The 25,714-nt window shown below is 31.5% G+C and carries 15 protein-coding genes, 1 rRNA gene and 1 pseudogene; 14 read left to right on the top strand and 3 right to left on the bottom strand.

Annotated features, from left to right (window positions below):
• Positions 1–251 precede the first annotated feature (251 nt).
• Together rrf and CAV_RS09350 are read left to right on the top strand one after the other, a co-directional pair.
• A 5S ribosomal RNA gene (rrf, locus tag CAV_RS07310) occupies positions 252–368 on the top strand.
• Between the two features lie 1,238 nt (positions 369–1,606).
• Positions 1,607–2,827, top strand: a pseudogene (locus CAV_RS09350) (hypothetical protein); the annotation flags it as partial.
• Here the strand turns inward: CAV_RS09350 and CAV_RS07300 are convergent.
• From CAV_RS07300 to CAV_RS07290, 3 genes are read right to left on the bottom strand one after another with little or no spacing between them, the layout of a single operon-like run.
• The gene (locus CAV_RS07300) at positions 2,824–3,522 is read right to left on the bottom strand and encodes a hypothetical protein (protein WP_094325871.1); all 699 of its coding nucleotides are present in this window, start codon (positions 3,520–3,522) and stop codon (positions 2,824–2,826) included. The pseudogene CAV_RS09350 and the gene CAV_RS07300 sit on opposite strands and share 4 nt — an antisense overlap.
• On the bottom strand, positions 3,519–3,908 hold the full coding sequence (locus CAV_RS07295; protein WP_094325870.1) for a hypothetical protein: 390 nt from the start codon (positions 3,906–3,908) through the stop codon (positions 3,519–3,521). The genes CAV_RS07300 and CAV_RS07295 overlap by 4 nt, the downstream gene beginning before the upstream one ends.
• A 43-nt stretch (positions 3,909–3,951) precedes the next feature.
• Positions 3,952–4,590, bottom strand: coding sequence for an ATP-grasp domain-containing protein (locus CAV_RS07290; protein WP_169711644.1), 639 nt, complete (start codon positions 4,588–4,590; stop codon positions 3,952–3,954).
• 365 nt (positions 4,591–4,955) lie between these two features.
• On the opposite strand from CAV_RS07290, the gene CAV_RS07285 reads away from it, so the two are divergent.
• The 12 genes from CAV_RS07285 (at position 4,956) to CAV_RS07225 (ending at position 25,071) form a co-directional block, all read left to right on the top strand.
• Entirely contained in the window at positions 4,956–5,312 is a 357-nt protein-coding gene (locus tag CAV_RS07285; protein WP_094325869.1) for a hypothetical protein, read from the top strand.
• Positions 5,313–5,383: 71 nt separating this feature from the next.
• Positions 5,384–6,865 (top strand): saccharopine dehydrogenase family protein, encoded by a 1,482-nt coding sequence (locus tag CAV_RS07280; protein WP_094325868.1) that lies wholly within the window; start codon positions 5,384–5,386, stop codon positions 6,863–6,865.
• Positions 6,866–6,895: 30 nt separating this feature from the next.
• A complete protein-coding gene (locus CAV_RS07275; RefSeq protein WP_094325867.1) occupies positions 6,896–8,509 on the top strand; it encodes a GmrSD restriction endonuclease domain-containing protein in 1,614 nt (537 codons plus the stop codon).
• A gap of 547 nt (positions 8,510–9,056) precedes the next feature.
• Positions 9,057–11,693 carry a site-specific DNA-methyltransferase gene (locus CAV_RS07265; protein ID WP_094325866.1) on the top strand — a complete coding sequence of 879 codons (2,637 nt, stop codon included), beginning with the start codon at positions 9,057–9,059 and terminating at the stop codon, positions 11,691–11,693.
• 1 nt (position 11,694) lies between these two features.
• Positions 11,695–13,101 carry an AAA family ATPase gene (locus CAV_RS07260; RefSeq protein ID WP_094325865.1) on the top strand — a complete coding sequence of 469 codons (1,407 nt, stop codon included), beginning with the start codon at positions 11,695–11,697 and terminating at the stop codon, positions 13,099–13,101.
• Positions 13,091–13,666, top strand: a complete 576-nt coding sequence (locus CAV_RS07255; RefSeq protein ID WP_094325864.1) for a hypothetical protein — start codon at positions 13,091–13,093, stop codon at positions 13,664–13,666. Before CAV_RS07260 ends, CAV_RS07255 begins: the two co-directional genes overlap by 11 nt.
• A complete protein-coding gene (locus CAV_RS07250) occupies positions 13,666–14,661 on the top strand; it encodes a virulence RhuM family protein (RefSeq protein ID WP_094325863.1) in 996 nt (331 codons plus the stop codon). The genes CAV_RS07255 and CAV_RS07250 overlap by 1 nt, the downstream gene beginning before the upstream one ends.
• Positions 14,661–17,549: a DEAD/DEAH box helicase family protein gene (locus tag CAV_RS07245; protein ID WP_094325862.1), complete on the top strand. Its 2,889-nt coding sequence runs from the start codon at positions 14,661–14,663 to the stop codon at positions 17,547–17,549. Before CAV_RS07250 ends, CAV_RS07245 begins: the two co-directional genes overlap by 1 nt.
• A 331-nt stretch (positions 17,550–17,880) precedes the next feature.
• A complete protein-coding gene (locus tag CAV_RS07240) occupies positions 17,881–19,794 on the top strand; it encodes an N-6 DNA methylase (RefSeq protein WP_094325861.1) in 1,914 nt (637 codons plus the stop codon).
• Positions 19,791–21,083 (top strand): restriction endonuclease subunit S, encoded by a 1,293-nt coding sequence (locus CAV_RS07235; protein WP_094325860.1) that lies wholly within the window; start codon positions 19,791–19,793, stop codon positions 21,081–21,083. Before CAV_RS07240 ends, CAV_RS07235 begins: the two co-directional genes overlap by 4 nt.
• A gap of 11 nt (positions 21,084–21,094) precedes the next feature.
• On the top strand, positions 21,095–22,144 hold the full coding sequence (locus CAV_RS07230) for a DUF4917 family protein (protein WP_094325859.1): 1,050 nt from the start codon (positions 21,095–21,097) through the stop codon (positions 22,142–22,144).
• Complete coding sequence (locus CAV_RS07225; RefSeq protein ID WP_094325858.1) at positions 22,141–25,071, top strand: type I restriction endonuclease subunit R; 2,931 nt, start codon at positions 22,141–22,143, stop codon at positions 25,069–25,071. The genes CAV_RS07230 and CAV_RS07225 overlap by 4 nt, the downstream gene beginning before the upstream one ends.
• Positions 25,072–25,714: the final 643 nt, after the last annotated feature.

The following is a 25,714-nucleotide window of genomic DNA, read 5'->3' as shown; positions in this document are numbered from 1 at the left end:
TGTTAAATTTAAGGTGAGATAGATTAAGGTTTAAAAGATAAATAATTAAAAGCTTTAAGTGCTTTAAATTTTAAGCTTAATTATCAAAGAAATTAAATCTTTAAACTAAGATATGAGAATAAAAGCTAAAGTAAAATAAAGATTTATCCTAAATTAAAAAGCTTTTATAAACTTAAGAGCTACTTTTATTCTTAAAGCTTAAGATATTATCTTAGTTTTTTAAATAGCCTTAAAAACATTTAAATAACAATGTCCGTGATTATACAGATGTGGAAACGCCTTGCTCCATCCCGAACCAAGAAGCTAAGCACATCGTGGGTGATGATACTACGCCTTACTGGCAGGGGGAAAGTAGCTCATTGCGGACTTGTTATTCTTATTCTATTCTGTTTTTGTTTCTTTAATCTTGGGTTTTTTTTTGAGTTTTTTCTTTCTTTGTTTCTTTTTTATATCTTTTTTTGACTTTTTATCTTTTATCTCTTTTTTATTGTTTTTTCTTGAGTTTCTTATCTATTGTATTTGATTTGGCTTTTTGCTGTTTATATTTATTAGCTATGTTCTTTTTATCAGTGTTTTATTTTTATTTTTCCCTTCTTTTTTATTGTTTTACTTTGTGTTTGGTCTTATTTATATTTATAAATTTTGCTATAATTATTTTATATCAAAGTTATTGGGTTTATATATGGAGGATATTATATCAAAAGAAAATATAAAAAAGATTTTTGGACTTGATGGACAAAATATTGACAATGATATTAAAATTTGTATAAAGTCAGATAAAAAAGTAGTGAAAATTTACCCTGTTCGCAAGGATAAATGTAGCATAGACATAGATATTAACACACTAGGCGAAGAAAAAATAAGATTAATTTCTGATGATAAATTTAAGGATTATACATTTGAATTTATCTCTTTAATTTTTTGTAATTTTAATCTTGCTTCTTATATTGAAAATAAGATTATTTTGAACTGTATTAGTTTTGAATTCATAAATTGTGATTTTGAAAAAGAGGTTAAATTTGCAAATTTAAGCATTTCATCTTTGATATTTAAAAAATGCAATTTTAACAATATTGTAGATTTTCACAATTTTACTATAAAAGAAAAAGTATCTTTTATTGGTGTAAGACCTAAACGAGAAGATTTCTTAAATAATATATGCTTATGTAAAAAATATGACGAAAAACTTTATATTTTAAATAAAGATAATCATAAAAATTCAGACAATTCTTTAAAAATATTTGTAGATAATGATTTAAAACTTAATTTTGAATGTGATTTTACTGATAAAATTCCTAAATTTTCTTTTAGAGATGCTGATGTTCTTAAATTAGAATTTGCTAGAGATTTTTGCAAAGATATAAAGCTTAGTTTTAAGTCTATAGTTATTAAAGGGGGATTAGTATTCAAAGATGAAACTTTTAATGATATAGAATTTAATACTTGCACTTTTAAAGAGTCTGTGTATTTTACATATTGCAAGTTTAAAGAAAAAACTACATTTTGTGCTTGTGTATTTGAAAAGTTAGCTTCTTTTTATAATTCTACTTTCGAAAAAGTGCCAAATTTTTCTGCCTCTTATTTTAACGAACCAAAAGCTGTAAATTTGATAAATGTAAATGTGGATAAAATAAGCTTTGAGTCTATAGAAAAATATGTGGAAAATAATTATAAAAAAGATAAATTAAAATGTATAAAAAATATAAGAGATTCTTTTAAAACCATCAAAGATGTTCTAATAAGTCAAAATAATACCCTAGATGCACAAGAATGGCATAAGCTAGAGCTTTATGCAAAAGAAAAAGAGTTTGAAATAAACTTAAACTTTAAAAAAAATCAAGCAAGCACTGATATTTTTGACAATATTTTAATTTGGTTTAATTGTATTTTGTTAAATATATATAGAAACACTAGCAATCATCATACCAATTTTTTAAAAATTTTTCATTTTACTATAGGAGCAGTATCTCTATATGCCACTTTTTGTTATTTGATTTACAATTTTTTTGAACAATTGCATACATTTTTATTATACATACTAACTAAAGATTTTTTCGGTTTGAAAGTAGTATATTATATATTATTCGCTTTTATAATACTATGTACTATTATGATGCTTTTGTATCAAAATAAAAATAACATATTTACTTCCTCTTTGTCATTTGTAGTGGTATATATTTGTTTGTATTTTTTTTACGATATTTTGCCATATTGTCTCATATCATTAAATTTTAGAGAACTTTTCTTTTTTGTCTCAGTTTATATTTTAAGCATGTTTTTATATTATATTATATTTTTGTATTTTCAGCCTCCTTCATTAAATTTTATTTTTAAATTATTTTTGTATTTTCAGCATCCTTTATTAAATGTTATTTTTAAATTATTTTTGTATTTAACATTTTTATTTGTTTTAATTTCAACACCTCAACTTTTAAACCCATTTGTAGGCATATTTTCATCAGACAAACTTTATGAAAGTAAATTTGAAAAGTCTTTAAATGAACTAAATTCAAGCTCTGTTTCAAAAATACTTGATATTATGCAGGAAAATTTTGAAAATAAAAACTCTGATTTGAATATGACTTTTACTGAGCTAAATTCGGCTAAAGATTATATAAAGGCTAATAAAAATATTATCATAGAGGTAAATTTAACTAAAGCTAAAAACATTATGCCAAATTATGAAAATATTGTAAAAAGTGCAATGCAAGATGAGCTTGTGCAAAATGTCATAAAATCAACTAGTATTTTATATGCGATTATACTTTTACTTTGCATATTTTCCCTGCAAAAAACAGCTCGTAAAAATTCCATAGTGCCAAGTTAATATTTTTTAAGTAAAAGCAAGGATATAAAACTAGCAAATATAAAGGGCAAGATATAGCTTAAATAAAGCTTATCATAACTTATATAAAGAGCTAGTATGATGATGAAAAATGAGCTTGAATTTGCTAAAGATACTAGCTTTGAGACGGCTAAAGGGCTATATCTTTTAGCTAAAATGCTTCTTATTTGTATGCGACTTGCATTAAAAAACAAGCCTAAAATGAAAACGGCTACAATTTTAAACACAAGCCCATCAAAATTCCATATAAAGATGGCTAAGATAAGTACTAAGACATTAAGCTTATATCTTAAAAAAATCTTGTTTAAAAAAGCCTGTGAAATGATAAAAGATGAAAGTATCATAGCAAGTCCCATAAAAGCATCAAACAAGGCTACATCGCTTAAGCTTCCTTTTTGTGAGACAACTTGCACAGGTAGCATAAAGTTAAACGCTGCCAAGGTAGGCCAAATCAAGAAAAAACTTAACTCAAGCCCTGAAAATTTAAATTTTTCAACACTTTGTCCTTCTTCTTTCTTTTCTTCTTCAAAACTACTTTTCATAGATATAAAAAAGCTAACAAAGGCACAAAGGGCAAAAAGTATGGCACAAAGAAGTATGATAAGTCTTGCATTCTCTTTAAATAAAAAAGCAGCCAGTATCGGTCCTAGCATCAAAGAAGCTTGATTTGCACTCATTGAAAGTGAGCTAAATTTTTTATAGAATTTTCATCGTATTTTTTAGCTAAACTAGCAAACCAAGCTTCCCAGCTTGATTCCATTATAAAAAAGAAAAACCAAAGTATGGTATTAAAGATGAGTATATAAAACTCGCTTAAGCTAAAATGAAGAGCAAAAGAGAGCAAAGAAGCAAAGAAAAGAGCGTAAGCACTTAGCCTATCAGCAGGAATCCTTGAGTCTTTATATATAAATGGCACTAAAATAGCCGGTAAAAAGGTAAGTGCGGTAAGTATAGCTAGGCTTGAAAATGTGCTTTTATCCACCACTAAAAGCCAGTTTATAGCAAGTATTAAAGCTCCACAAGCTAGGCGGTAAAGTGCAGAAAGGATTATATAAACTATCATCACTCTACTTCAAAAAGCTCATCACTTAAAGCCTTGCTTAAGCTTATAGGCAGGAAGCTTTTTCTTTAAAAAGTTCTTTAAAGACAAATTCTACCACACCCTCTCTCGCACTCCAGTCTTTGGCTACCTTGCTTTCATCTCCAAGCTTAGCTGTGATTTTTATGCTGCTTAGCTCTTTTGGTATATTTTTAAGCTCATTTATCTTTTTTATCTTTCCTTCTCTTGCTTTTAGAAAGGCTATAGCACAGCTTCGCTTTGCACTTGGCATTGTAAAATCTTTAAGATCTTTTCCAAGATAAGATGAGATGTGCAAGAAGTAAGGATTTACATCAAAGGCATTTTCTATCTGATCCATTATACCATCTCCGCCTGTCCTTGCACCTACTTCTATGATATAAGCCTTATCATCTTTTATCTTTATCTCAACATGGGCTATTCCTAAATCATAAGGCTTTATAACAAGAGGCAAACCTACTTTTGATATAGCCTCATCAAGTTCTTTTTCATATGAAAGCAAAAAGCTTTTTGCTACAGGCAAAGAAGCCTTTTTAAAGCATTCTTTCATCTTATGTTTATTTCTTGACTTTTCAACACTTTCTAAAGATAAGGAGGGCAAGTTAAAATGCAAATTTATCCTAGTAGCGCTTTCTAAGCTCCAGTCATTTAAAGGAATGGCTCCCATAAAATTACCCTTATCTTGCCTTTGTTCTATAAGTTTTATAAGAGTTTTATAATCCTTCTCATCACAAGCAAATTCTTTATCAAAAAGCGATTTTTTTCAAATAAGGCATTTTTATTTGCTATGAAAATCTCGCCTGCAAAAGCCTTTCTTGCACCAGCTAATGATCTTTCTCTAAGGTATTGATTTTGCCCCTAAAAGCAGGATAAAGTCTTTCATTTTTTCTCCTTTTTAAGCCCAAACGCACATTATTATAGCATTACAATCTTTATTAAGCCTTTTTCTATATAATCATAGGTTGTAGTAAGAAATTAAGAGTATTTTTATGTTAAGAAAATATCAAAATTCTTAAGATTAGGTAGGTAGATATGCCAAGCTCAAGCGAATTTAAAGACTTTGTGTTGGACTGCTTAGAAGCAAGCAGCCAGCTTTATAAATTTAGCTCAAGGAAAATGTTTGGCGAGTACTGTATCTATATACAACCTATCAACGAGCCTTTTAGTATGCCAAAGCCACTTTTTCTTATCTGCGATGATACGCTTTTTATCAAACAATATAAAGAACTAGAGGATATGCTGAAATTTGCTTCTAAGGCTCCTCCTTATGATGGGGCAAAGGAATGGTATGTGGTTGATGTTGATTCTAGCACGCTTTTGCAAGAGCTTGTAGAAACTATTGCTCCACTTCTGCCCGAAGTAAAGCCCAAAAAAAGACCTAAGAAATAAATAGTTTGTTTTCAAGAAAACACACTGTGATATAATAGCGACCTAATTTATATCACATCTTGGAGATTTTTATGGCTTGTGTTTTGCAAATCGGTGCAGGTGGTGTTGGCGGTGTGGTAGCACATAAAATGGCTATGAATAAAGAGGTTTTTTCTCGCATTATCTTAGCTTCACGTAATATCAAAAAGTGTCAAGCGATAGCAGATTCTATCCGTTCTAAGGGCTTAGGTGAGATTGAGGTGGATTCTGTGGATGCAGATAAGGTTGAAGAAATCGTTGCTTTGATACAAAAGTATAAGCCCTTTTTGGTGGTGAATGTAGCTTTGCCTTATCAGGATTTAAGCATTATGCAGGCGTGCTTACAGACCAAAACGCATTATCTTGATACCGCAAACTACGAGCATCCAGACTCAGCGCACTTTGAGTATAAAGAGCAGTGGGCTTACGATACACGCTATAAACAAGCAGGGATTTTTGCCCTACTTGGCAGTGGCTTTGATCCGGGAGTTACGAATGTCTTTTGTGCTTACGTGCAAAAACATTATTTTGATGAGATACATACTATCGATATTTTGGATTGTAATGCAGGGGATCACGGCTATGCCTTTGCTACGAATTTTAATCCAGAGATTAATTTGAGAGAAGTTAGTTCTAAGGCAAGATTTTGGACAAAAGATGATAAGTTGGCATTAAATCAAGACTTAAAAAAGGACGCCATTTACCGCAAATTTGAGCGAGAGGAAAAGCATTTTAAACTAGAATCCAACACGCAGGATTTAAAAAATGAAAGCTATTTTGGAGGAGAATGGAAAGATATAGCACCTCTTGCACTTATGAAGGAGTGGGAATACCCAGAAGTAGGCGTGAAAAATAGCTATCTTTTATATCACGAGGAGCTAGAATCTCTTATAAGAAATATCAAGGGCTTAAAGCGAATTCGCTTTTTTATGACCTTTGGCGAGAGTTATTTAACGCATATGAAATGCCTTGAAAATGTCGGGCTTTTACGCGTTGATGAGGTGGAGCATAATGGACAAAAAATCGTGCCTATTCAGGTGCTAAAGACACTTTTACCAGACCCAGCTTCCTTAGCGCCCCGCACCAAAGGACAAACACACATCGGCTGCTATATAAAGGGCGTAAAAGATGGCAAAGAAAGAACCATTTATATTTATAATATTTGCGAACACGAGGCTTGCTATAAAGAGGTAAATGCGCAAGGCGTGAGCTATACCACAGGAGTGCCAGCGATGATAGGAGCAAAGCTTATATGCGAGGGTAAGTGGGGCGTAGGAAGCAATTCGTCTCTTACGCAAGATACTAGAATTGCAGAATCTAACTATACACAAGAGCGACTTGCCTTAAATGCTGATATGCCAAAAGGTGGAGAATTTCAAGGTATAGATTCTGATAATGGAAGTGGTGTGTGGAATATGGAGCAAAACGACCCCGACCCCTTTATGCAAGAGCTAAACAAACAAGGTTTGCCTTATGTCGTGCTTGAAATAGATTCTAATGGAGATTCTAAAGTGCTAGAGGACGGGAGAAAGTAAAAAAATATATTTTGATTACAAGGAGATATTATGCAACAACCAAAACCCATTAGTAGAAGATATGATGATATCATAAGAAATATTGAAAATGGCATCTATCAGATTCCAAAATTTCAAAGAGATTTTGTTTGGGATAAGAATAAAAGTGCAAAATTGATTGAAAGCTTACTTAAAGGTTATCCTGTTGGAAGCTTTATTTTGTGGAAAACTAAAGAGCGATTAAAATCGCTTAAAAAGCTCGGTGGAGAAATTTTAAAAGAGATTGAAGAAGGTGATTTTGTTTATTATATACTTGATGGACAACAAAGAATTACTTCCCTATACTTGGCCATTAAAGGATTAAAAATAGATAAAAATGACTACAAAGAAATATTTATAGATTTAGATAAGAATGTAGAAAATGACGATGATGTTTGCGTGTGTGATAAACCGCAAAAGCATATTAGTTTTTATGATTTGATGAATAGGGATATTTTGGAAATTAGCGATGAATTTGGCAGAGATATTGCTAATCAAGCTAATGAGCTAAGGAAACGAATAGAAAACTATGAATTTTCTACCATAGAGATTGAAAACCAGTCTTTAGATAAGATAGCTGATATTTTTACAAGAATCAACACAAGTGGTAAAGAGCTTACGCTTTTTGAAATTGTGAATGCAAAGATATATACTGAAGCAACAAAAGAGCAAGAGGGTTTTGACTTAGAAGAAAAATTTGATATTCTTATTAAAGACTTGGAACGCAGTGGATATGAGTCTATCGCAGAAAATAAAAATATTATTTTGCAACTTATGGCATTGATTCTAAAAAAGAGTGCAAAAAGAGAGGCAATTTTGTCAATAGATAAACATAGCTTTATAGAAAAATGGGATCGTGTTGTAGAATGTCTAAAACATGCCATTGAAAAGATTCAAGATTCTTTAAAGATCCCTTCTTCAAAGCTTTTACCATATTATGCTCTTATTATTCCTTTTGCATATTTTTATTATATTAACGATAAAAAACCGCCAACAAAAAAGCAACTCGAGAATCTACACATATATTTTTTTAGGGCAGCCTTTGGAGAAAGGTTTTCTTCTAGCACAGAATCAAAGCTTAATGAAGATATAAAACTTGTAGAAAAAATTTGCAAAAATGAAAAGATAGATTTCACAAAAGAGATTAATTGTGATGAATCTAAGAAACATTATGAAGAGAGGCTTAAAAGTGGATTTTCAACCTCTAGTGCTTGGTATAAGGCAGCATTATGCATTCTTGCTTATAAAGAGCCCAAAAAATTTAATGACAACTCATCTGTGAGACTTGATAATTCTTGGCTAAATATTGCAAGTTCCAAAAACTATCATCACTTTTTTCCAAAGGCATATTTGAAAAAGTTGAATAAATATGATGAAGATGAGATAAATTGCTTGGCTAATATTACTTTGGTTGATGACTATATTAACAAAAGAGTCATAAAAGACAAAGCTCCAAGCATTTATATAAAAGATTTTCTTAAAGATAATCCAGAGTTAGAACAGAGCTTAAAAACGCATTATATCGACTTAAAAGACTTTGGTATATTAGATGATGATTACGATAAATTTTTAAATAAACGTGCTAGTGTATTGGCTGATGAGATTTTAAAGAGAATTAAATCATAATTTTAAACTGAAAGAATACGCAGATAAAACAAAGGTGTTTGCAAATCCCCTACCATTTATACATTCCTGGGGCGATTGTGCAGCGTATTTAGAAAAAAACCAAAAAATATTTGCTAAAAAGAATGTAAGGCGGGTTTTCATAAGCAGCTGTGAAAATCTTGACTATGGTGTAAAGAAATTTTTAGAGGAAAATGATGTGGAATACAAAATCATCACTTATATACTATAATTGCTACATTTAATGAGTATAAAAATAAATAGCAAATTTATCCTATGTTATAATATTTAATTAATTCTAATGGAGATTCCAAAGTGCTAGAGGACGGGAGAAAGTGAAATGAGATTCTAAACTTTACATAGCAAAGTTTGCAATGACTATATGAAGACTCTTTAGAGATTCTAGAATCCTTAGATATTTCGCTACGCTCAATATGACGTATTTACAGAATCTAGAATCTAGCAAAAAAGCACAAAAAAAGCTAAAAAATGTAAAAATTGCATAGGCAAAAACAAATAATATAAGCAAAACTATTAAGGAAGCAAGGATATGGACTACAAACAAGCCTTTTTATCACAGCTAGAAAATAGCTATCTTGGTGTGCAGATACAAGATTCAAAAGATTTATTTTCGCAAGATTCGGACTCACAATATTCAGGTTCAAAGGAAGCCCTCAAAAAGAGTGGCTTTATCAATTTATTGCAAATGAAATCAAAGTATTTTCAGCATATCAAAACCCTCTTAGAAAAAGAGGAGCTAAATCACAATATCTACACCAAGCTCTATAATTTCTTTTCAAGCTATCTCAACGAGACAGGCACGCCCTTTTTCTACGATACACCGATGCATAAAAACATCTATGCCAAAGTCTATACCAACTCAAAAGACACAAGCCTTTTTTATAAAACCCAAAATCTCTACTATGTGAAATCCGACACGCTTTATCACGATGCAGAGATTACAAGCCAAGATTCCAAATATACTTTCATCTTTGACACAAGCCATTTTATCCCAAATGCCGATAATGCTAAAAACAAGGCTATTTTTAAATTTGCAATAGAGGAAAATATAAGAATCTATGTACTAAACGATAAAGAAAGCCTAAAAGAGCTTTCTAATGTTTTTAAACAAAATAGCAGTGATTTAAGTGATGAATTTATCAAATCCCTAAAAGATAAGAAAATACAGCTACAAGAAGAAGAAATAAAAAAGATTCTAAGCTCTTATAAAAGGCAAAATGAAATAGACTTCTTTATCCATAAAAACGCAAGAGCCTTTTTACAAGAGCAGTTTAATCTATGGCTATGTAACTATGTGCTAGATGATATTACGCAGTGGCGACAAGAGAAAATTGAAGAGTTAAATACTCTTAAAAAAGTAGCCTTTAGCATTATTGATTACATAGCAGATTTTGAAGATGAGCTAAAAGCTATTTGGTGTAAGCCAAAGTTTGCTAAGAAAGTGGAGTATATCTTTAGCCTTGATATTATCTACAATCACGCTAGAGATTCAGAGCAAATACTAGAATCTATCTTTCAAGACACAGGCTTTAAACAGCAAATCAAAGAATGGCAGGAGCTAAAGCTAGTAGATGAACATTTTGAAATCAAAAATATTAGTGATGAAAAATACAAATTTCTACCCCTTGATACCAAGCATTTTAGTAAAACGACAAAATACAAGATTCTAAGCACATTTGAGGATATAGAATCTATCCTAAATGGAGAACTGATAAAAGCTGATAATTTCCAAGCTCTCAATACCTTGCTGCCAAAGTATCAAAACAAGGTAGATTTAATCTACATCGACCCGCCATATAATGCCCCAGCAAGTGAGATTATTTATAAAAACAATTTTAAGGATTCTACTTGGCTTTCTATGATGGCAAATCGTTTGGAATTAGCAAAGGAATTTTTAAGTGAACGGGGCTTAATTAATATAGCTATTGATGATATAGAGTTATTTAATTTGGGTTGCTTGTGTGATGAGGTTTTCGGTGTCGATAACCACATTTTAACTAATAGCGTATTATGCAATCCGCAAGGTAGAGTTGCTAATAATATTTCAAAAACATCAGAATATAATCTCTTGTATTGTAAGAGTGATAATACAAGCTTTAATATTGAGATTCCAAAAATTAACAAGCAAAAAAATGACACCGCATTGATAAGAACAGGAACAAATTCAAGGAGAGAAGAAAGACCATTTCGCTACTTTCCAATACTTGAAAAAGATAATAAATTATTTATGATTACAGATGAGGAATATAAACAAATCTATAATAAGAACACAAAAAAATTTAATGATGATTTTATAGAACAATTGGAAATTAAATATAAACAACAAGGTTTTAATTTTATTCTCCCAAAGAGTAGAACACACGAGCTGTTAGTATGGCAAAGAGAATTTAATAGAGTAAAACAGGAGTTGCATAGTTATATATTTAAGAGTGGCAAAATATATACGCCTTATTTAGAAAAAGCCAAGCCAACAACATTGTGGACAGATAATTTATTTTCAAATCCAGAATATGGAACAGAATTGTTAAAAAATATTTTAAACATTGATGTATCACAAAATACACCAAAAAGTATTTATGTGGTGCAACAATTTTTAGAAATGACAAGTCAAGATTCTACTATCTTGGATTTTTTTGGTGGGAGTGGCACAACCGCTCATGCTGTGCTAGAGCTAAATAGAGAGGGAAGTAAGCGTAAATTTGTGCTTGTAGAAATGGGAGAGCATTTTTATAATGTGATTATCCCCCGCATTAAAAAAGTAGCCTTTAGTAGTGAATGGAAAAATGGGGAGTTAAAAAATGCTAAACAAGTAAATCCCATATCTATTGCTTTTAGATATTATGAGTTAGAATCTTATGAGGAAAGTTTAAGTAACTGCGAGTATGTGCTAGATAAAGATTCAATCATTGACTACCGCAAATCAAGAAAACTCATAAAAGGACTAAAAAAAGCCGAGGCGATAAACTTAGATATGAGCGGGTATAGAGAAAATTTTGATATACTGCATACTATGGCAAATGTTTTAGGGCTAAAGATACAAAGACTCTTTTTAGATTCTAAAGGCATAGAATGCGTAGAATTTGACAATGGCGATATAGTATCTAGTGATAGCGTGGATTTATGCAAATACCCAAAGCTAACAAATCTCATTTGGTGGGAGAGGTAAAATGAAAATTCAACTAAAAAATATAGGAATGCTTGATGAAGCTGAATTTGAAATAGGCGATATTACTTTAATTTGCGGTGAAAATAATACTGGAAAAACTTATGCAACTTATAGTTTATATGGTTATTTGGATTTTATGAGATTGGCTAGAGAAGGATTGTTTATTAGAAGAAGAAAGCTTTTTGATACTGACAAACTAGAAGAAGAGAATATTAAAAATAAACGAGAAAGAAAATTAACATATGTCGATATTAAAGATAAACTAGAAAACCATATAAGCAACAAAACGAGATTATATCGTGATCGTATACTTGTAAAAATTTTAGCTGGGAAAAATGAGGATTTTGAAAATGCGGATTTTAAAGCAACTATTCAAATATCTTTAGAAAGCGTGAAAAAGTCTATAAAACAATACCTAGAAGATTTGAATTTAAGTCAAAAACGTAGGATAAAGGTTAAGCATATAGTATACGATGATGGTATTGGTTTTTTTGATTTAAATGAACTTAAATTTGATGAATATTTGATTATATTTCTTGATTCTTTATTAAGTTATATTTTTATAAAAAATTTTATTTTAAGTGTTGAAAGAACAGGGGCTTCTATTTTTCAAGATGAATTAGATTTTATTAAAATAGCAAAATTAGAAGCTATGCAAAAAATGCTAAAAGAAGAAGATGTTGATTTATTTGAGTTTCAAAAAAAATTAGAAGAAAAAAATCAGCTTTATCCAAAACCCGTAAGAGACAATATAAATTTTATAAGAGATATACAACAAAAAACAAAATTAGAAAGTATGTTTAAGAAAGACAAAGAAAGATATAAAAATATCCTGAATTTATTGGGAAATATTGTGGGTGGAAAGTATAAAGCTACAGATTATGGTATTTTATTTCAGCCAAAAGGTAGTAAAAAATTTTTCAATATTGAAGTAGCTTCAAGTTCAGCTAGATCTTTATTGATGTTATATTTTTATATTTTACATCAAGCACAACAAGGCGATATTTTGATGATAGATGAGCCAGAGCTTAACTTGCATCCTAAAAATCAGATTCTGCTGGCAAGACTTTTTGCATTACTAGCAAATGCGGGGATTAAAATTTTTATCACCACTCATAGTGATTATATTGTGAGAGAATTGAGTAATTGTATCATGCTTAGCAATCTAACAGACCAAGCAATACAAAAGCTTAAAAATAGGGGTTATTGCAAAGAATATAAATTAAATAGCGACAAGATTAAGGCATATGTAGCAAAAAATATTCAAGGAAAAAATACTTTAGAAAAAGTGAATATAACACAGAAGCAAGGTATTTTTATGGAAACCTTTGATGAAGCCATTGAATGGCAGAATGAAAATCAAGGCTTGATTTTTGAAAAAATGTATAGGAAACAAGATGACAAATAAGGAGCTACAAAATTTTAAAAATTGTTTGCATGGTAGTCTGAAAGCTATGCAAAAAGGTATACATCTTGTTGTTAAAGAACAAGAAGAAGAAAGTGTAATACAGGAAATCACTTTCAAGTTTGCCCAAAGAGATAACGTTTTAATTATTCAACAGGACATTAAGAATTGTCCTCCAATCACAAATTTATTTGGTAACAATGAAAATAGAATAGAATCTTGTGATTTTATTGTACTCTTAACAAAAAATAGAGATTTAAAAATATTTTTTTGTGAAATAAAATCTAGCAACACTAGGGAAACTAGAGAAAAGGCTAAACGACAAATAGAAAGCTCTAAAATATTTTTTGAATATCTTTATAAAAGTTATTTGCATAAATACAGTAAAAATATTGATTTTAATACAGCCATAGAAAATGCAAAAAGTCTTATTCTTTATCCGGCTTCTATGTCACAAAAAAGACCTACATATTCATCAGAGGATAACCTAATTCAATGTAAAATAGAAGTAGATGATAATGGAAAATGTGATATAGATGGATATGAGTTTTTTGGAAGTAATCAATAATGCAAAATAACCTAATCCTCTACACCACGCAAGATAAAAAAATTAAAGTTGAGTTATATGAGTTTGGCGAGAGTGTGTATCTCACACAGGATTTAATCGCAAAGCTTTTTGACACCTCAAAGCAAAATGTAAGTTTGCATATCGCAAATATTCTTAAAGAAGGTGAATTGAATGCAGATTCAGTTGTCAAGGAATACTTGACAACTGCTAAAGATAACAAACGATATAAAGTAAAATTTTATTCTTTAGAGATGATTTTAGCCATTGGCTTTAGAGTGCGAAGCAAAAGGGGTGTGCAGTTTAGAATCTGGGCTAATGAACACTTAAAGAGCTATCTACAAAAAGGCTTTATCATCGATAGCGATAGGCTTAAAAATCCAAATGGCAGAACGGATTATTTTGATGAGCTATTAGAGCAAATACGAGATATACGAGCTAGTGAGAAAAGGTTTTATCAAAAGATAAGAGATTTATTTGCTTTGTGTGTAGATTATGATTCTAGTGATAAGGCTACGCAGATGTTTTTTGCAAATACGCAAAACAAGCTTTTATATGCCATTACCAAACAAACTGCGGCTGAAATAATCTGCAAAAGAGCCGATCCTAATGAGCCAAATATGGGGCTTACTTCTTGGAAAGGGACTAAGGTGCGAAAGGGCGATATTATCATCGCTAAAAACTATCTTTCTAAAGATGAGTTAGATAATTTAAATAGGCTTGTCAATGTCTTTTTGGAATCAGCAGAGCTTAGAGTAAGAGACAATAAAACTTTGACTATGGATTTTTGGAAAGAAAATGTAGATAGTCTGCTTACCTTTCAAGGCAAGGATATATTAAAGGGCAATGGTAGCATTTCCAATGAAAAAATGGAGCAAGTCGTAAGGCAAAGATATGAAATCTTTGATAAAAAGAGAAAAGAAGAAACAAGAATCAAAGCTGATTTAGAAGATGAAAAAATGCTAGAAAAAACCTACAAGGCTCTAAAGGATAGATAATGCCAAAGCACACAAGCATAAAAAAACATTTGCTTTTAAGTGAAATATGCAACAACAAAAGAGTGCAATATAAAGAAAGCTATGAAAACTATGATTTAAAAAGCTTTAGTGCGGATATTTCCTTGCAAGATTATCAAATAGCAAGTTTGCAAAATGCCCTTATAGCCTTAGACTTATATATGTGCTATAAAGATTCTGATTATATAAAAACTAGAGGCGAAAAGCTTTATAGAATCTATAAAGAGCAATACAAAGATTGTAAGCTAGAAAAAGAGGAGATTAACCGTGCGTCCTTTTGGATGGCGACAGGCAGTGGCAAAAGCATAGTGATGATAAAGCTACTCTCACTCTTGGGTAAGGCAGTGAGAGAGAAAAAGATTCCAAATAAGCCCATAATGCTACTTGCTCCAAATGATACGATTTTAGCACAATTTAAAGACAATGTAGCAAAATACAATAATCACAATACAGATTTCATCACCCTCAAAGAGCTTAGAGAATATGAGAGTGCAACACAGGGTGGTTTGTTTGGAGAGACTACTGTTTTTATCGCAAGGAGCGATTTGCTAGATTGTGCACAAAATGTGGGCAAAGATAAAAGTGCCAAAAGACTTGATTATAAAAATTACTGCAATAATGATGGCTGGTATATCTTGCTAGATGAAGCCCATAGAGGAGATAGCAAAGAATCTATTAGAAAATACTATATCAATGAGATAGCTTGCGGGGATAAGCTTAGGGAGTATGAGGGCTACTCTTATAATGGCTACTCTAAGGGCTTTATTTTTAATTTTTCAGCGACTTTTAGCGATGAGCTAGATTTTTTTACTTGTGCTTTTAATTATAATTTAGAAAAATTTAATAATGATGGATATGGCAAAAATATCGCTGTGCTAGATTCTCATCTCAAATCTTTTAGTAAAGAGAGTGATGAGAGTGAACGGATAATACGAATCATCGAGGGCTTTATACTTTTTAGTGCTATCAAACAAAGTAAAAAGGAGTTATTGCGTAAGGCTAGGGACTTTGGTATCTCAAATATACAATACCATAATCCCCTAATCATCGCCGTATCCGATAAGGTCAATACCCAAGATGCTGGGATAAAGCTGTATTTTAAAGCGATATTACAGATTCTAAAAGAAGATAAAGATATACAAGAGATAGCCAAAAATCTGTATGAAAAACTAAAAAATCAAGAGCTGTATTTTGCAAAAGATGTCTTAAGCGATGAGTTTTTAGAATATGTGAAAAATACAGATTCTAAAAATGTGAGGGAAAATATCTTTTATGCGAGTGAGCCCTCAAACTTAGAATGTTTTAGGGCAAATGAAAAAGAGTTAGCTTTTAAAAGTAAGAATGCCAATGAGCCTTTTATGCTGCTTAATATTGCAGAGGCTAAAAAATGGGAGAAAGAGCATTTATTAGAGCTTGGGGTAGAGAGCTTTAAGGATTTGCAAAAGAGTTATTTTAAACATATCAATGAGGGCGATTCAAGCATTAACATTATGCTTGGAAGCAAAGTCTTTAGCGAAGGGTGGGATAGCAACCGCGTGAATCTTATCTATTTTATCAACATTGGCAGCAAAAATGCGAAAAAATATGTTTTGCAAACTATCGGTAGAGGTGTTAGAATCGAGCCTTTTACTAATGTGCGAAAGAGAATGCGATATTGTGATATACACGAGTATAGCACAAAGCAGATTCTAAGCCCTCTTGCTTGTGGGCTAGAGACTTTGTTTATCTTAGCGAGCGATAATGAGGCTATTAAATATATTTTAGAAGAGATTGAAAGCTTCATCACTCAATATCCACTAAAAGGCTTTAAAAAGACAAATACTCTAAGCCCTCTTCCTGCTCCAAAGTATAAAAATACAGAATCTAAAGAGAGAAGATATAAAATTGCTAAAAAGGAAGAAGAGGGCTTGAGGGCATACATACAAAGCTTTGATGAAGATGTCTTAACTCTTAGCAAATGCGTGATACATAAAGAATGTAGCTATGACACGTTAAAGGAAATTAAAGATTTTTTAGACGATAAAAGCGAGAGAATTATCCAATACGGGGATTTTCAAGAATTTGATAAAAATAAGACTTTTAGCCATATTCATAGAATCTTAAATGCTAGAAACAAAGAGCTTAAAGAATTTGTAGATTTAAGCGATGAAATCAATCATTATCAAAGCTTTAAAACCACTTTGGGAGAAAGTTTCGCAAATGAGATAAATGGGATTATAAAAACTATTTTAAACGCAAAAAGTGAAACACAGCTAAAGGTGGAGTTTGAAAGCGGAAAAATAAGCCTAGATGAATATACACAAAGCATAAAGAACAATACAGATAGCATTACCATTAATTCTTACACAATCAGTGCAAAACTAAGAGAGCATTATTATAATCCGCTTATTATTTATAGTAAAAACGATAGAGATTCTAAGATAAATTTTGCAATAAATGAGGAGAGTGAAAGGGAATTTTTACAAGATTTAGAGGAATTTTTACAAAGAGATTCTAAAGGGCTTATGAAATACGAATGGTGTTTTTCTAAGCTTGTAGAAAATATCGATACTCTGTATATCCCATATTTTGATAGCGAGGCACAAAGCGAAAGAAAGTTTTATCCAGATTTCATATTTTGGTTTAAAAGTAAAGAAAATGGAGAATATAAAATTCTTTTCATAGACCCAAAGGGGCTTAAAATAGAGGCAAATCCAAGAGATAAAATAAAAGGCTTTGAGGATATATTTAAAGACAAGAAGTTTTTATATCGAGGCAAAAAGATTCAAACCTATCTTTTTTATTATAATAAAAATGTGGGGGAATTTATAGGCTTTGAAAAATACAAAAAGAGTAGCGTAAAAGAAGTTATTAATGAGATAGTGGGTTAATTTAACTTTTCAAATGCAAAAATAAAGAAAATATACGGGTTGCAAATCTTATCCATTTAAGAATCTTACCATTTATTATGTATATTCTTGTGGCGATTACATGGCGTATTGAGAAAAAAATCAAGAGATGTTAGCCAAAAAGAACGCAAGAATAATCTTTATAACAAGCTGCGAGAATCTAGATTATGGCGTAGAGAAATTTTTGTAAAAAATACATGGAGTATAGGGGTTGTGCCAATTTACTAGAATTTATCAGCTAATTTAAGGTAAGATTTACACTAGATTTGGGATTAAAAGCAATTTCTACAAGACAAATTTTTAAGGGATTTCTATGGAAATAAAAAATTTTCAGCCTATTATTAATTTTATTTGGAGTGTGGCAGATGATTTGCTACGTGATGTGTATGTCAAGGGCAAATACCGCGATGTGATTTTGCCTATGACTATTCTAAGACGCATTGATATAATCTTAGAGCCTACAAAAGAGCGAGTGCTACAAACCTACAATACCTACAAAGGCAAAATAGAGAATCTAGAACCTTTATTATGTGGTAAGCAAGGAAGCAAAATGAAGTTTTACAACTATTCAAATTTCACTCTTGAGACACTACTCAATGACCCTGCAAACATCAGAATAAACTTTGAAAATTACCTAGATAGTTTCAGTGAAAACATAAAAGACATCATCGCAAAATTTAAATTTAAAAATCAACTTGATACTCTTGATGAGGCAAATATACTTTATGGTGTGATTGAACGTTTTTGCTCCTCTAAAATAAACCTCTCCATTAATCCCGTTTTAGATGATAAGGGTAATATAATCCATAAAGGCTTAAGCAATCTTGGTATGGGCTATGTCTTTGAAGAGCTAATCCGCAAGTTTAATGAGGAAAATAATGAAGAGGCAGGAGAACACTTCACCCCCAGAGAGATTATCGAGCTTATGACGCATCTTGTATTTTTACCTGTGAAAGAGAGGCTAAAAGAGGGAATCTATACTATCTATGATAATGCCTGTGGAAGCGGCGGTATGCTAACAGAATCTAAAGACTTCATCACAGACCCGCAAGGGCTTATAAAGTCAAAAGCAAGCATTCATCTCTATGGACAAGAAATAAACCCGGAAACTTATGCGATATGTAAAGCCGATATGCTAATAAAGGGCGAAAATCCAGACAATATCAAATACGGCTCAACATTAAGTGATGATAAGCTTGGGAATCTAAAATTTGACTTTATGCTAACAAATCCGCCTTATGGTAAATCTTGGGAAAAGGATCAAAAAGATTTAGGTATAGATAAGAAAAAGGATTGCCAAGACTTACGATTCCAAGTAGGTATCACAAGCAAAAGCGATGGACAAATGATGTTTTTGCTTAATATGCTAAGCAAGATGAAACTAGTAACTAAAGACACTCCGCTTGGCTCTCGCATCGCAAGCGTGCATAATGGTTCATCACTTTTTAACTCCGATAGCGGTATGGTAGCTATAAGAAAGCACATCATAGAAAATGACTATCTTGAGGCCATAGTAGCACTGCCTACAAATATGTTTTACAACACAGGCATTCCTACTTTTATATGGATTATCACAAATAATAAGCCAGAATCTAAAAGAGGCAAAGTCCAGCTTATCAACGCTACAAATGATAAATATTTTTCTAAGATGAAAAAGTCCTTAGGGCAAAAGCAAAATGAGATGACACAAGAGCATATAAGAAAAATCACAGATTTATTCTTGAATTTTAGTGAAAATGAGGATTGCAAAGTGTTAGATAATAGCGACTTTGGTTATACAAAAATCCTCATAGAAAAGCCAAAAAGCATAGAATCTTTACAAGATGATGAGAAGTTTAACGCCCTAAAAGATAAAGATAAAATTTTAGAAAAACTCAAAGAGTTAGAATCTAAGCCAAAAGATTTCAAAGATAGGGCGGAATTTTTTGCTTATCTTGGCGTGAAGCTTAAGAGAGCTGAGGAAAATCTTTTACTAGATTCTGATAAGACAAACAACACAGAGAAAATCCCCCTAAAAGTAGATATACAAAGCTACTATGAGAGTGAAGTAAAGCCCTATGTAAATAACTCTTGGATAGCGTGGGAGAGTGCAAGTGTGGGCTATGAAATACTTTTTAATAAATACTTCTACACCTACACACCACCAAGAAGCCTAAGTGAAATAGATAGCGAGCTAAAAGAGCTAGAAAAAGAAGTGCAGAACCTTCTAAGTGAGATAATGCGATGAGAGCTTACAAAGATAGTGGTATAGAGTGGCTTGGGGAGATTCCGGAGCATTGGGAGGTGGTGAAAATTAAGCATATTGCTGAAATTATTACAGGAAAAACACCCACTTTGGATTCTGAATGGGGCGATAATATGTTTTTTATTACACCAACCGATTGTGATTTAGATAAAAAATATGTTTCATCATCACTTAGGAAATTATCGCAAAATGGGATAAAAAATTTTGATTCACTTGTAATTCCCAAAAACTCTATTTTAGTAACTTGCATAGCCTCTATTGGAAAAGTAGCGATTAATCTTGAAGAGGTTATTACTAATCAACAAATCAATTCAGTGATTCCCAATGCCGATTTGGTATTACCAGATTTTATTTTTTATCAACTATTAGCAACAATGCCCTTTGCAGAAAGATATTTTTGCGGATATAGCATTTTACCAATTCTTAACAAGAGCGAATTTTCAAATATTAAAATCCCACTGCCACCCATGGAGGAGCAAAAAGCGATTGCGGATTTTTTGGATTCTAAATGTAAGCTCATAGAAACTTTTATAGAGAAAAAGCAAAAACTCATCACCCTTTTGAATGAGAAAAAACAGGCCCTCATCAATGAATGCGTTACTAAAGGACTTGATAAAAATGTAAATTTCAAAGATAGTGGCATAGAGCATTTAGGAGCAATCCCAACACATTGGGAAGTAAGACGACTTGCAACTTTTGGAAAGTTCTCTAAGGGTGGTAATATCTCGCGTCAAGATTTGGTAGAGAATGGAGAACAAGCTCTTCTTTATGGGGATATTTATATGAACTATGAAATTAGCACAAGCTTTTTAGATTCTAAAATATCTGAAAATACTTCACCTAGTGCAACCCCAATATATCGTGGAGATATTCTTTTTGCTGGTTCTGGTGAAACCAAAGAGGATATAGGTAAAAATATCGTATATTTAGGGGAAGATAAAGCATTTGCTGGTGGCGATGTTATTATTTTTAGGCAAAAAGAAAATAATGCCTTATTTTTATCCTATGCACTAAATACCAAGTATGCTAAGTTTTATAAAGGCATTGAATCTAAGGGGGAAATTATAGTTCATATCTATGCTTCAAATTTAAAAGATATTAAAATCCCACTTCCACCCCTACAAGAGCAAAAACAAATCGCAGAATTTTTAGATTCTGAAATTTCTAAAATAGATAGTATAATAGGAAAGATTAAAAAGCAAATAGAGCTAATAAAAGAATACAAATCCACACTTATAAACCAAGCTGTGTGTGGTAGGATAAATCTATGAAAAGGAGAAAAATGAATAACAAATTATTAACTTATGATGAAGTTTTGCAGCAAATAGATCAAAAAAGACATCTTCTTTTGGGAAATGGTTTTAGTATGGCTTACGATAGGAATCGTTTCTCTTTTACAAGTTTATTGCAAAGCGCTATTGATAAGCAAATTATAAAAGAAAATTCAGAAATCCACCAAATATTTCAAGATAACAATACTAGTGATTTTGAACAAGTTGTTAAAACTTTAGAAAATACTTCTAAAGTTATAGAAATTTATACACAGGATGAAAAACTATGTAAGCAATTATTAGAAGATTCTAAAAAATTAAAGCAATTTTTAGTAGATATTGTTACAAATAACCACCCAGAAAAAATAACAGAAATTTCTGATGATAAATTTAATTCAACTATAAATTTTATAAAAGATTATGACAATATATATTCACTCAATTATGACCTATTGCTGTATTGGTCTATGGAAAAATTAAGAGAAAAAATAGAAAATAAACAAATTCAAGATGGCATAAAGGGATTTACTGATGGTTTTTGTAATAGTGATGATGGAAATTATGTAGTGTTTAATAATAATTCTCATAGGAATACTTGTTTGTATTTACACGGAGCATTACATATTTTTGATAGTGGTAATGAAATAATCAAAAAGACATATTCAAGAACGGGCATACCCTTAAAAGAACAAATTGGAGAAGAGCTAAATAATAATAGGTATCCAGTTTTTGTATCAGAGGGGACATCAGAGCAGAAAAAAACTAAAATTCTTCATAATGCTTATTTAAATCATTGTTATAAAAGTCTATGTGCTATAGGTGGAGATTTGGTTATTTTTGGGACAACATTGAAATCAAATGATGAACACATACAAGATGCTATTTTGAAAAGTAAAATTAAAAATATATATTTTGGGGTGTCTGATTTAGGCAAAGGAAAACAGGAGTTATCAGATTTTGTTGAAAAAAATAAAAAATTAGATAATCAAAAACAAATCTCATTTTATGATTATAAAAGTGTAAAAATTTGGACAGAAAATAATCAAGGAAATGCCAAGTGAGCAATTATAAAGAAAAAGACTTAGAAAGCTTCATAGAATCCTATCTACTAGAACACAACGGCTATATAAAAAGAGTAAGTCAAAACTATGATAAAGATTTATGCTTTGATAAAGAATTGCTTATAAGCTTTTTAGAATCTACACAAAGTAAAGAATTAGATGAACTTAAAAAGCGATTAGGGGAGGGCTATAAGATTGAGATTCTAAAGCACATTGCTTCTAAAATCAGTAAAGAGGGTATTGTAAAAGCCTTGCAAAAAGGAATAGAATTGCGAGGCATAAAACTTAGCCTTGCATATAGAAAGCCAAGTAATGCACTAAATAGCACAAGCATAGAAAATTATAATAAAAATACACTCTCAATCATTCGCCAACTTTATTATAGTAAGGAAAATCAAAATTCTATTGATATGGTGATTTTCTTAAATGGTGTGCCACTTGTAAGCATCGAGCTTAAAAACCAACTCACAGGGCAAAATGTTTATAATGCGATAGAACAGTATAAAAAAGATAGAGACCCAAAAGAGAGGCTTTTGAGAAATTGTATTGTGCATTTTGCGCTAGATTGTGATTTAGTCTATATGAGTACAAAACTAGAGAGGGACAAAACAAGATTTTTGCCCTTTAATCGTGGGCTAAATAATGGTAGTGGGGCAATAGGCTTACAAAGTGGTGCAGGAAATCCACCTAGCGATACTATCAAAACCGCCTATCTTTGGGAAAGGATACTCAAAAAAGACACTTTGCTTAGCCTCATCTTTGATTTTGTAAAGGTTCTAAAAGATTGCATTATTTTTCCGCGTTATCATCAATTTGATGTAGTAGAAAAGCTTTTAGAAGACGCAAAGGCTAATGGTGTGGGAAGACGCTATTTGATAGAGCATAGTGCAGGAAGTGGCAAGAGTAATTCTATCTCGTGGCTTGCCCATAATCTTGCAAGTTTGCATGACAATGATTCAAAACTTATCTTTGATAGCGTGATTGTTATTACAGATAGAAAGGTGCTAGATTCTCAAATCAGAGATAATGTTAAAGGTTTTGAGGGAATTAGCGGAGTAGTAGAGGCTATCACGCAAGGAAGCAGACAGCTAAAGAACGCACTAGAAGAAGGCAAGAAAATCATCATCACAACTATTCAAAAATTTCCTTATATCTTAGATGAAATCACTAGCTTAAAAAGCAAGACCTTTGCTATCATCATAGATGAAGCACACTCTAGCCAAAGTGGCACAAATGCTCAAAAAATGAGCGAGGCTATCAGAGATAAAAGCCTTGATGAAGAGGAAGAAGCAAGAGAAGAAAGCCTAGATGAAAAAATAATAGAGATTATAAAAAATAAAAAATTGCAGAAAAATGCTTCATACTTTGCCTTTACTGCTACACCTAAGCCAAAAACGCTAGAAATGTTTGGAATGCCTTGTAAAGTAAATGGGGAAGTCAAATTTATCCCCTTTCATTTGTATTCTATGAAACAAGCTATTGAGGAGGGATTTATCCTTGATGTCTTAAGGGGCTACACAACTTATAAGAGTTATTATAAAATTCTTTCCTCTATCAAAGATGATGATCCACGCTATGATAAAAAGAAAGCTAATGCCAAGCTAAAAGCCTATGTGGAAAATCATAAAGATTCCATTGCTAAAAAAGCCGAAATTATGATTGAGCATTTTTTTACCCATAGTTATAAAAAAATAGGGGCTAAGGCAAAGGCTATGGTGGTAACCAAAAGTAGAAAGAGTGCTATTGATTATTACTTTGCTTTTAGAAAATATTTAAAAGATTATTATCCACAATTTGAAGCCCTTGTAGCATTTTCTGGTGAATTACATCTTGATGGTGAAACTTATAGTGAAAGTGCTTTAAATGGATTTAGTGAAGGTGTATTAAAAGAGGAATTTAAAAAAGATAAGTATAAGTTTTTAATCGTGGCACAGAAGTACCAAACTGGATTTGATGAGCCACTTTTGCATACGATGTATGTGGATAAAAAACTAAGTGGAGTAAATGCGGTGCAAACTCTATCACGTCTAAATAGAATCTGTAAAGACAAAGAGGATACTTGTGTGCTAGATTTTGTAAATTCACACGAGGAAATAGCCGAGTCTTTTAGCGCATTTTATAAGCAAACTTATCTAGGGCAAGGAAGTGATCCTGAAAAGATTTTTGAACTTAAAAGTAATCTTTTAGAATATGAAATTTATACGCAAGATGAGGTAGAAGTCTTTGTAGAATCTATTTTAAAAGAGGAAAAAGAAAATATTATCCACGCACAGCTAGATAGAATGGTGGAACGATTTAATAAACAAAATGAAGATATAAAAGCAGAATTTTACAGCAAGATAAAAAATTATTTAAATAACTATGCGTTTTTAGCACAGATTTTACCTTATGAAGATGTAAATTTAGAAAAACACTATATCTTACTTAAAAAGCTTATAGCAAAGATTGCTCCCCCGAGGTCAGAGGATTTAGCAAAAGGGATTTTAGATAATGTAAGCTTTGATAGCTACCGTGTACAACTTATAAAAAGTGAAGATATAAAACTAAATGGCGATGGCGAGCTTATGCCTTCAAGTGCTGATGGTTCTAGCAAGATACAAGGAGCGGAATTGCAAGAGCTTTCAGAAATTATCAAAGAATTTAATGAAAAATATGGCAATGTAGAATGGAATGAGGGGGATAAAATAGTAAGGACATTGCAAAATATCAAAGAGGATGTACTAAAAGATGAAAAATTTGTTAAATCCTCTAAACATTCTGATAGGCAAAATTTACGCATAGAATTTGAAGCACTTTTACAAGAAAAAATGCAAGAAATTATAGACGTAAATTTTGACTTTTATAAGCATTTTACTGATGATGCAGCACTTAAGCAAAGAATAACGCAAAAAATGTTTGATATTGTGCTTAATGAAATATATGAGTAATTGTGTAAAAGATTTTTGCAATACATGAGTGTATTTTTCATAAAAAATCTTAGAGCATTCTTTGCTTTATGGGCTATTCAAAGGATTTTTATGAATAGATTTTGTAAGTTAGCAGTTATGTTAATTATGCTACAGCCCTTTGTTTTTGCAGATTCTACGCGACAAGAAAAACTTAGAGGACAAACTATGAAAATTATGAAAGAGTGGTATTTTGTCAGAAATTTTTGACCTATTTATATAGCGATGGAAAAAAGATTTTTGGGATATTGAGGGAAGCAAAGAAGCACATTGTTGATAAAAAAGGCGATATTTCTTTATAATCAATTTGCCTATGCCTTTCTTTGTAGAATCTACAAGTGGTATTGATAAAAACCAAAAGAGTGTTTGAACATGATAGTATCCTTATACAAGATTCTCAAAGCCGTTTGTGATGAGACTTGATACAAAAGAGGGTTTTTGCCTCGAGTGTGTATGGCAGAGCTTTGTGAGAGTGAGTTTGGCACAGACTATGAGAGGAAGCTAAAAAGCTTTTTTCCCAAAGTAAGCCCGAGTAGCTAGAAGTCGTAGGCAATACGAGGAAAGATAAGTTTGGGGAGCTAACTTGCGTTAATGCACAGAGGGCATACGATAGTTATAGCATACA

This window comes from Campylobacter avium LMG 24591 (assembly GCF_002238335.1).
Classification (GTDB): domain Bacteria; phylum Campylobacterota; class Campylobacteria; order Campylobacterales; family Campylobacteraceae; genus Campylobacter_D; species Campylobacter_D avium.
This window is presented reverse-complemented; position numbering and strand designations above follow the sequence as displayed.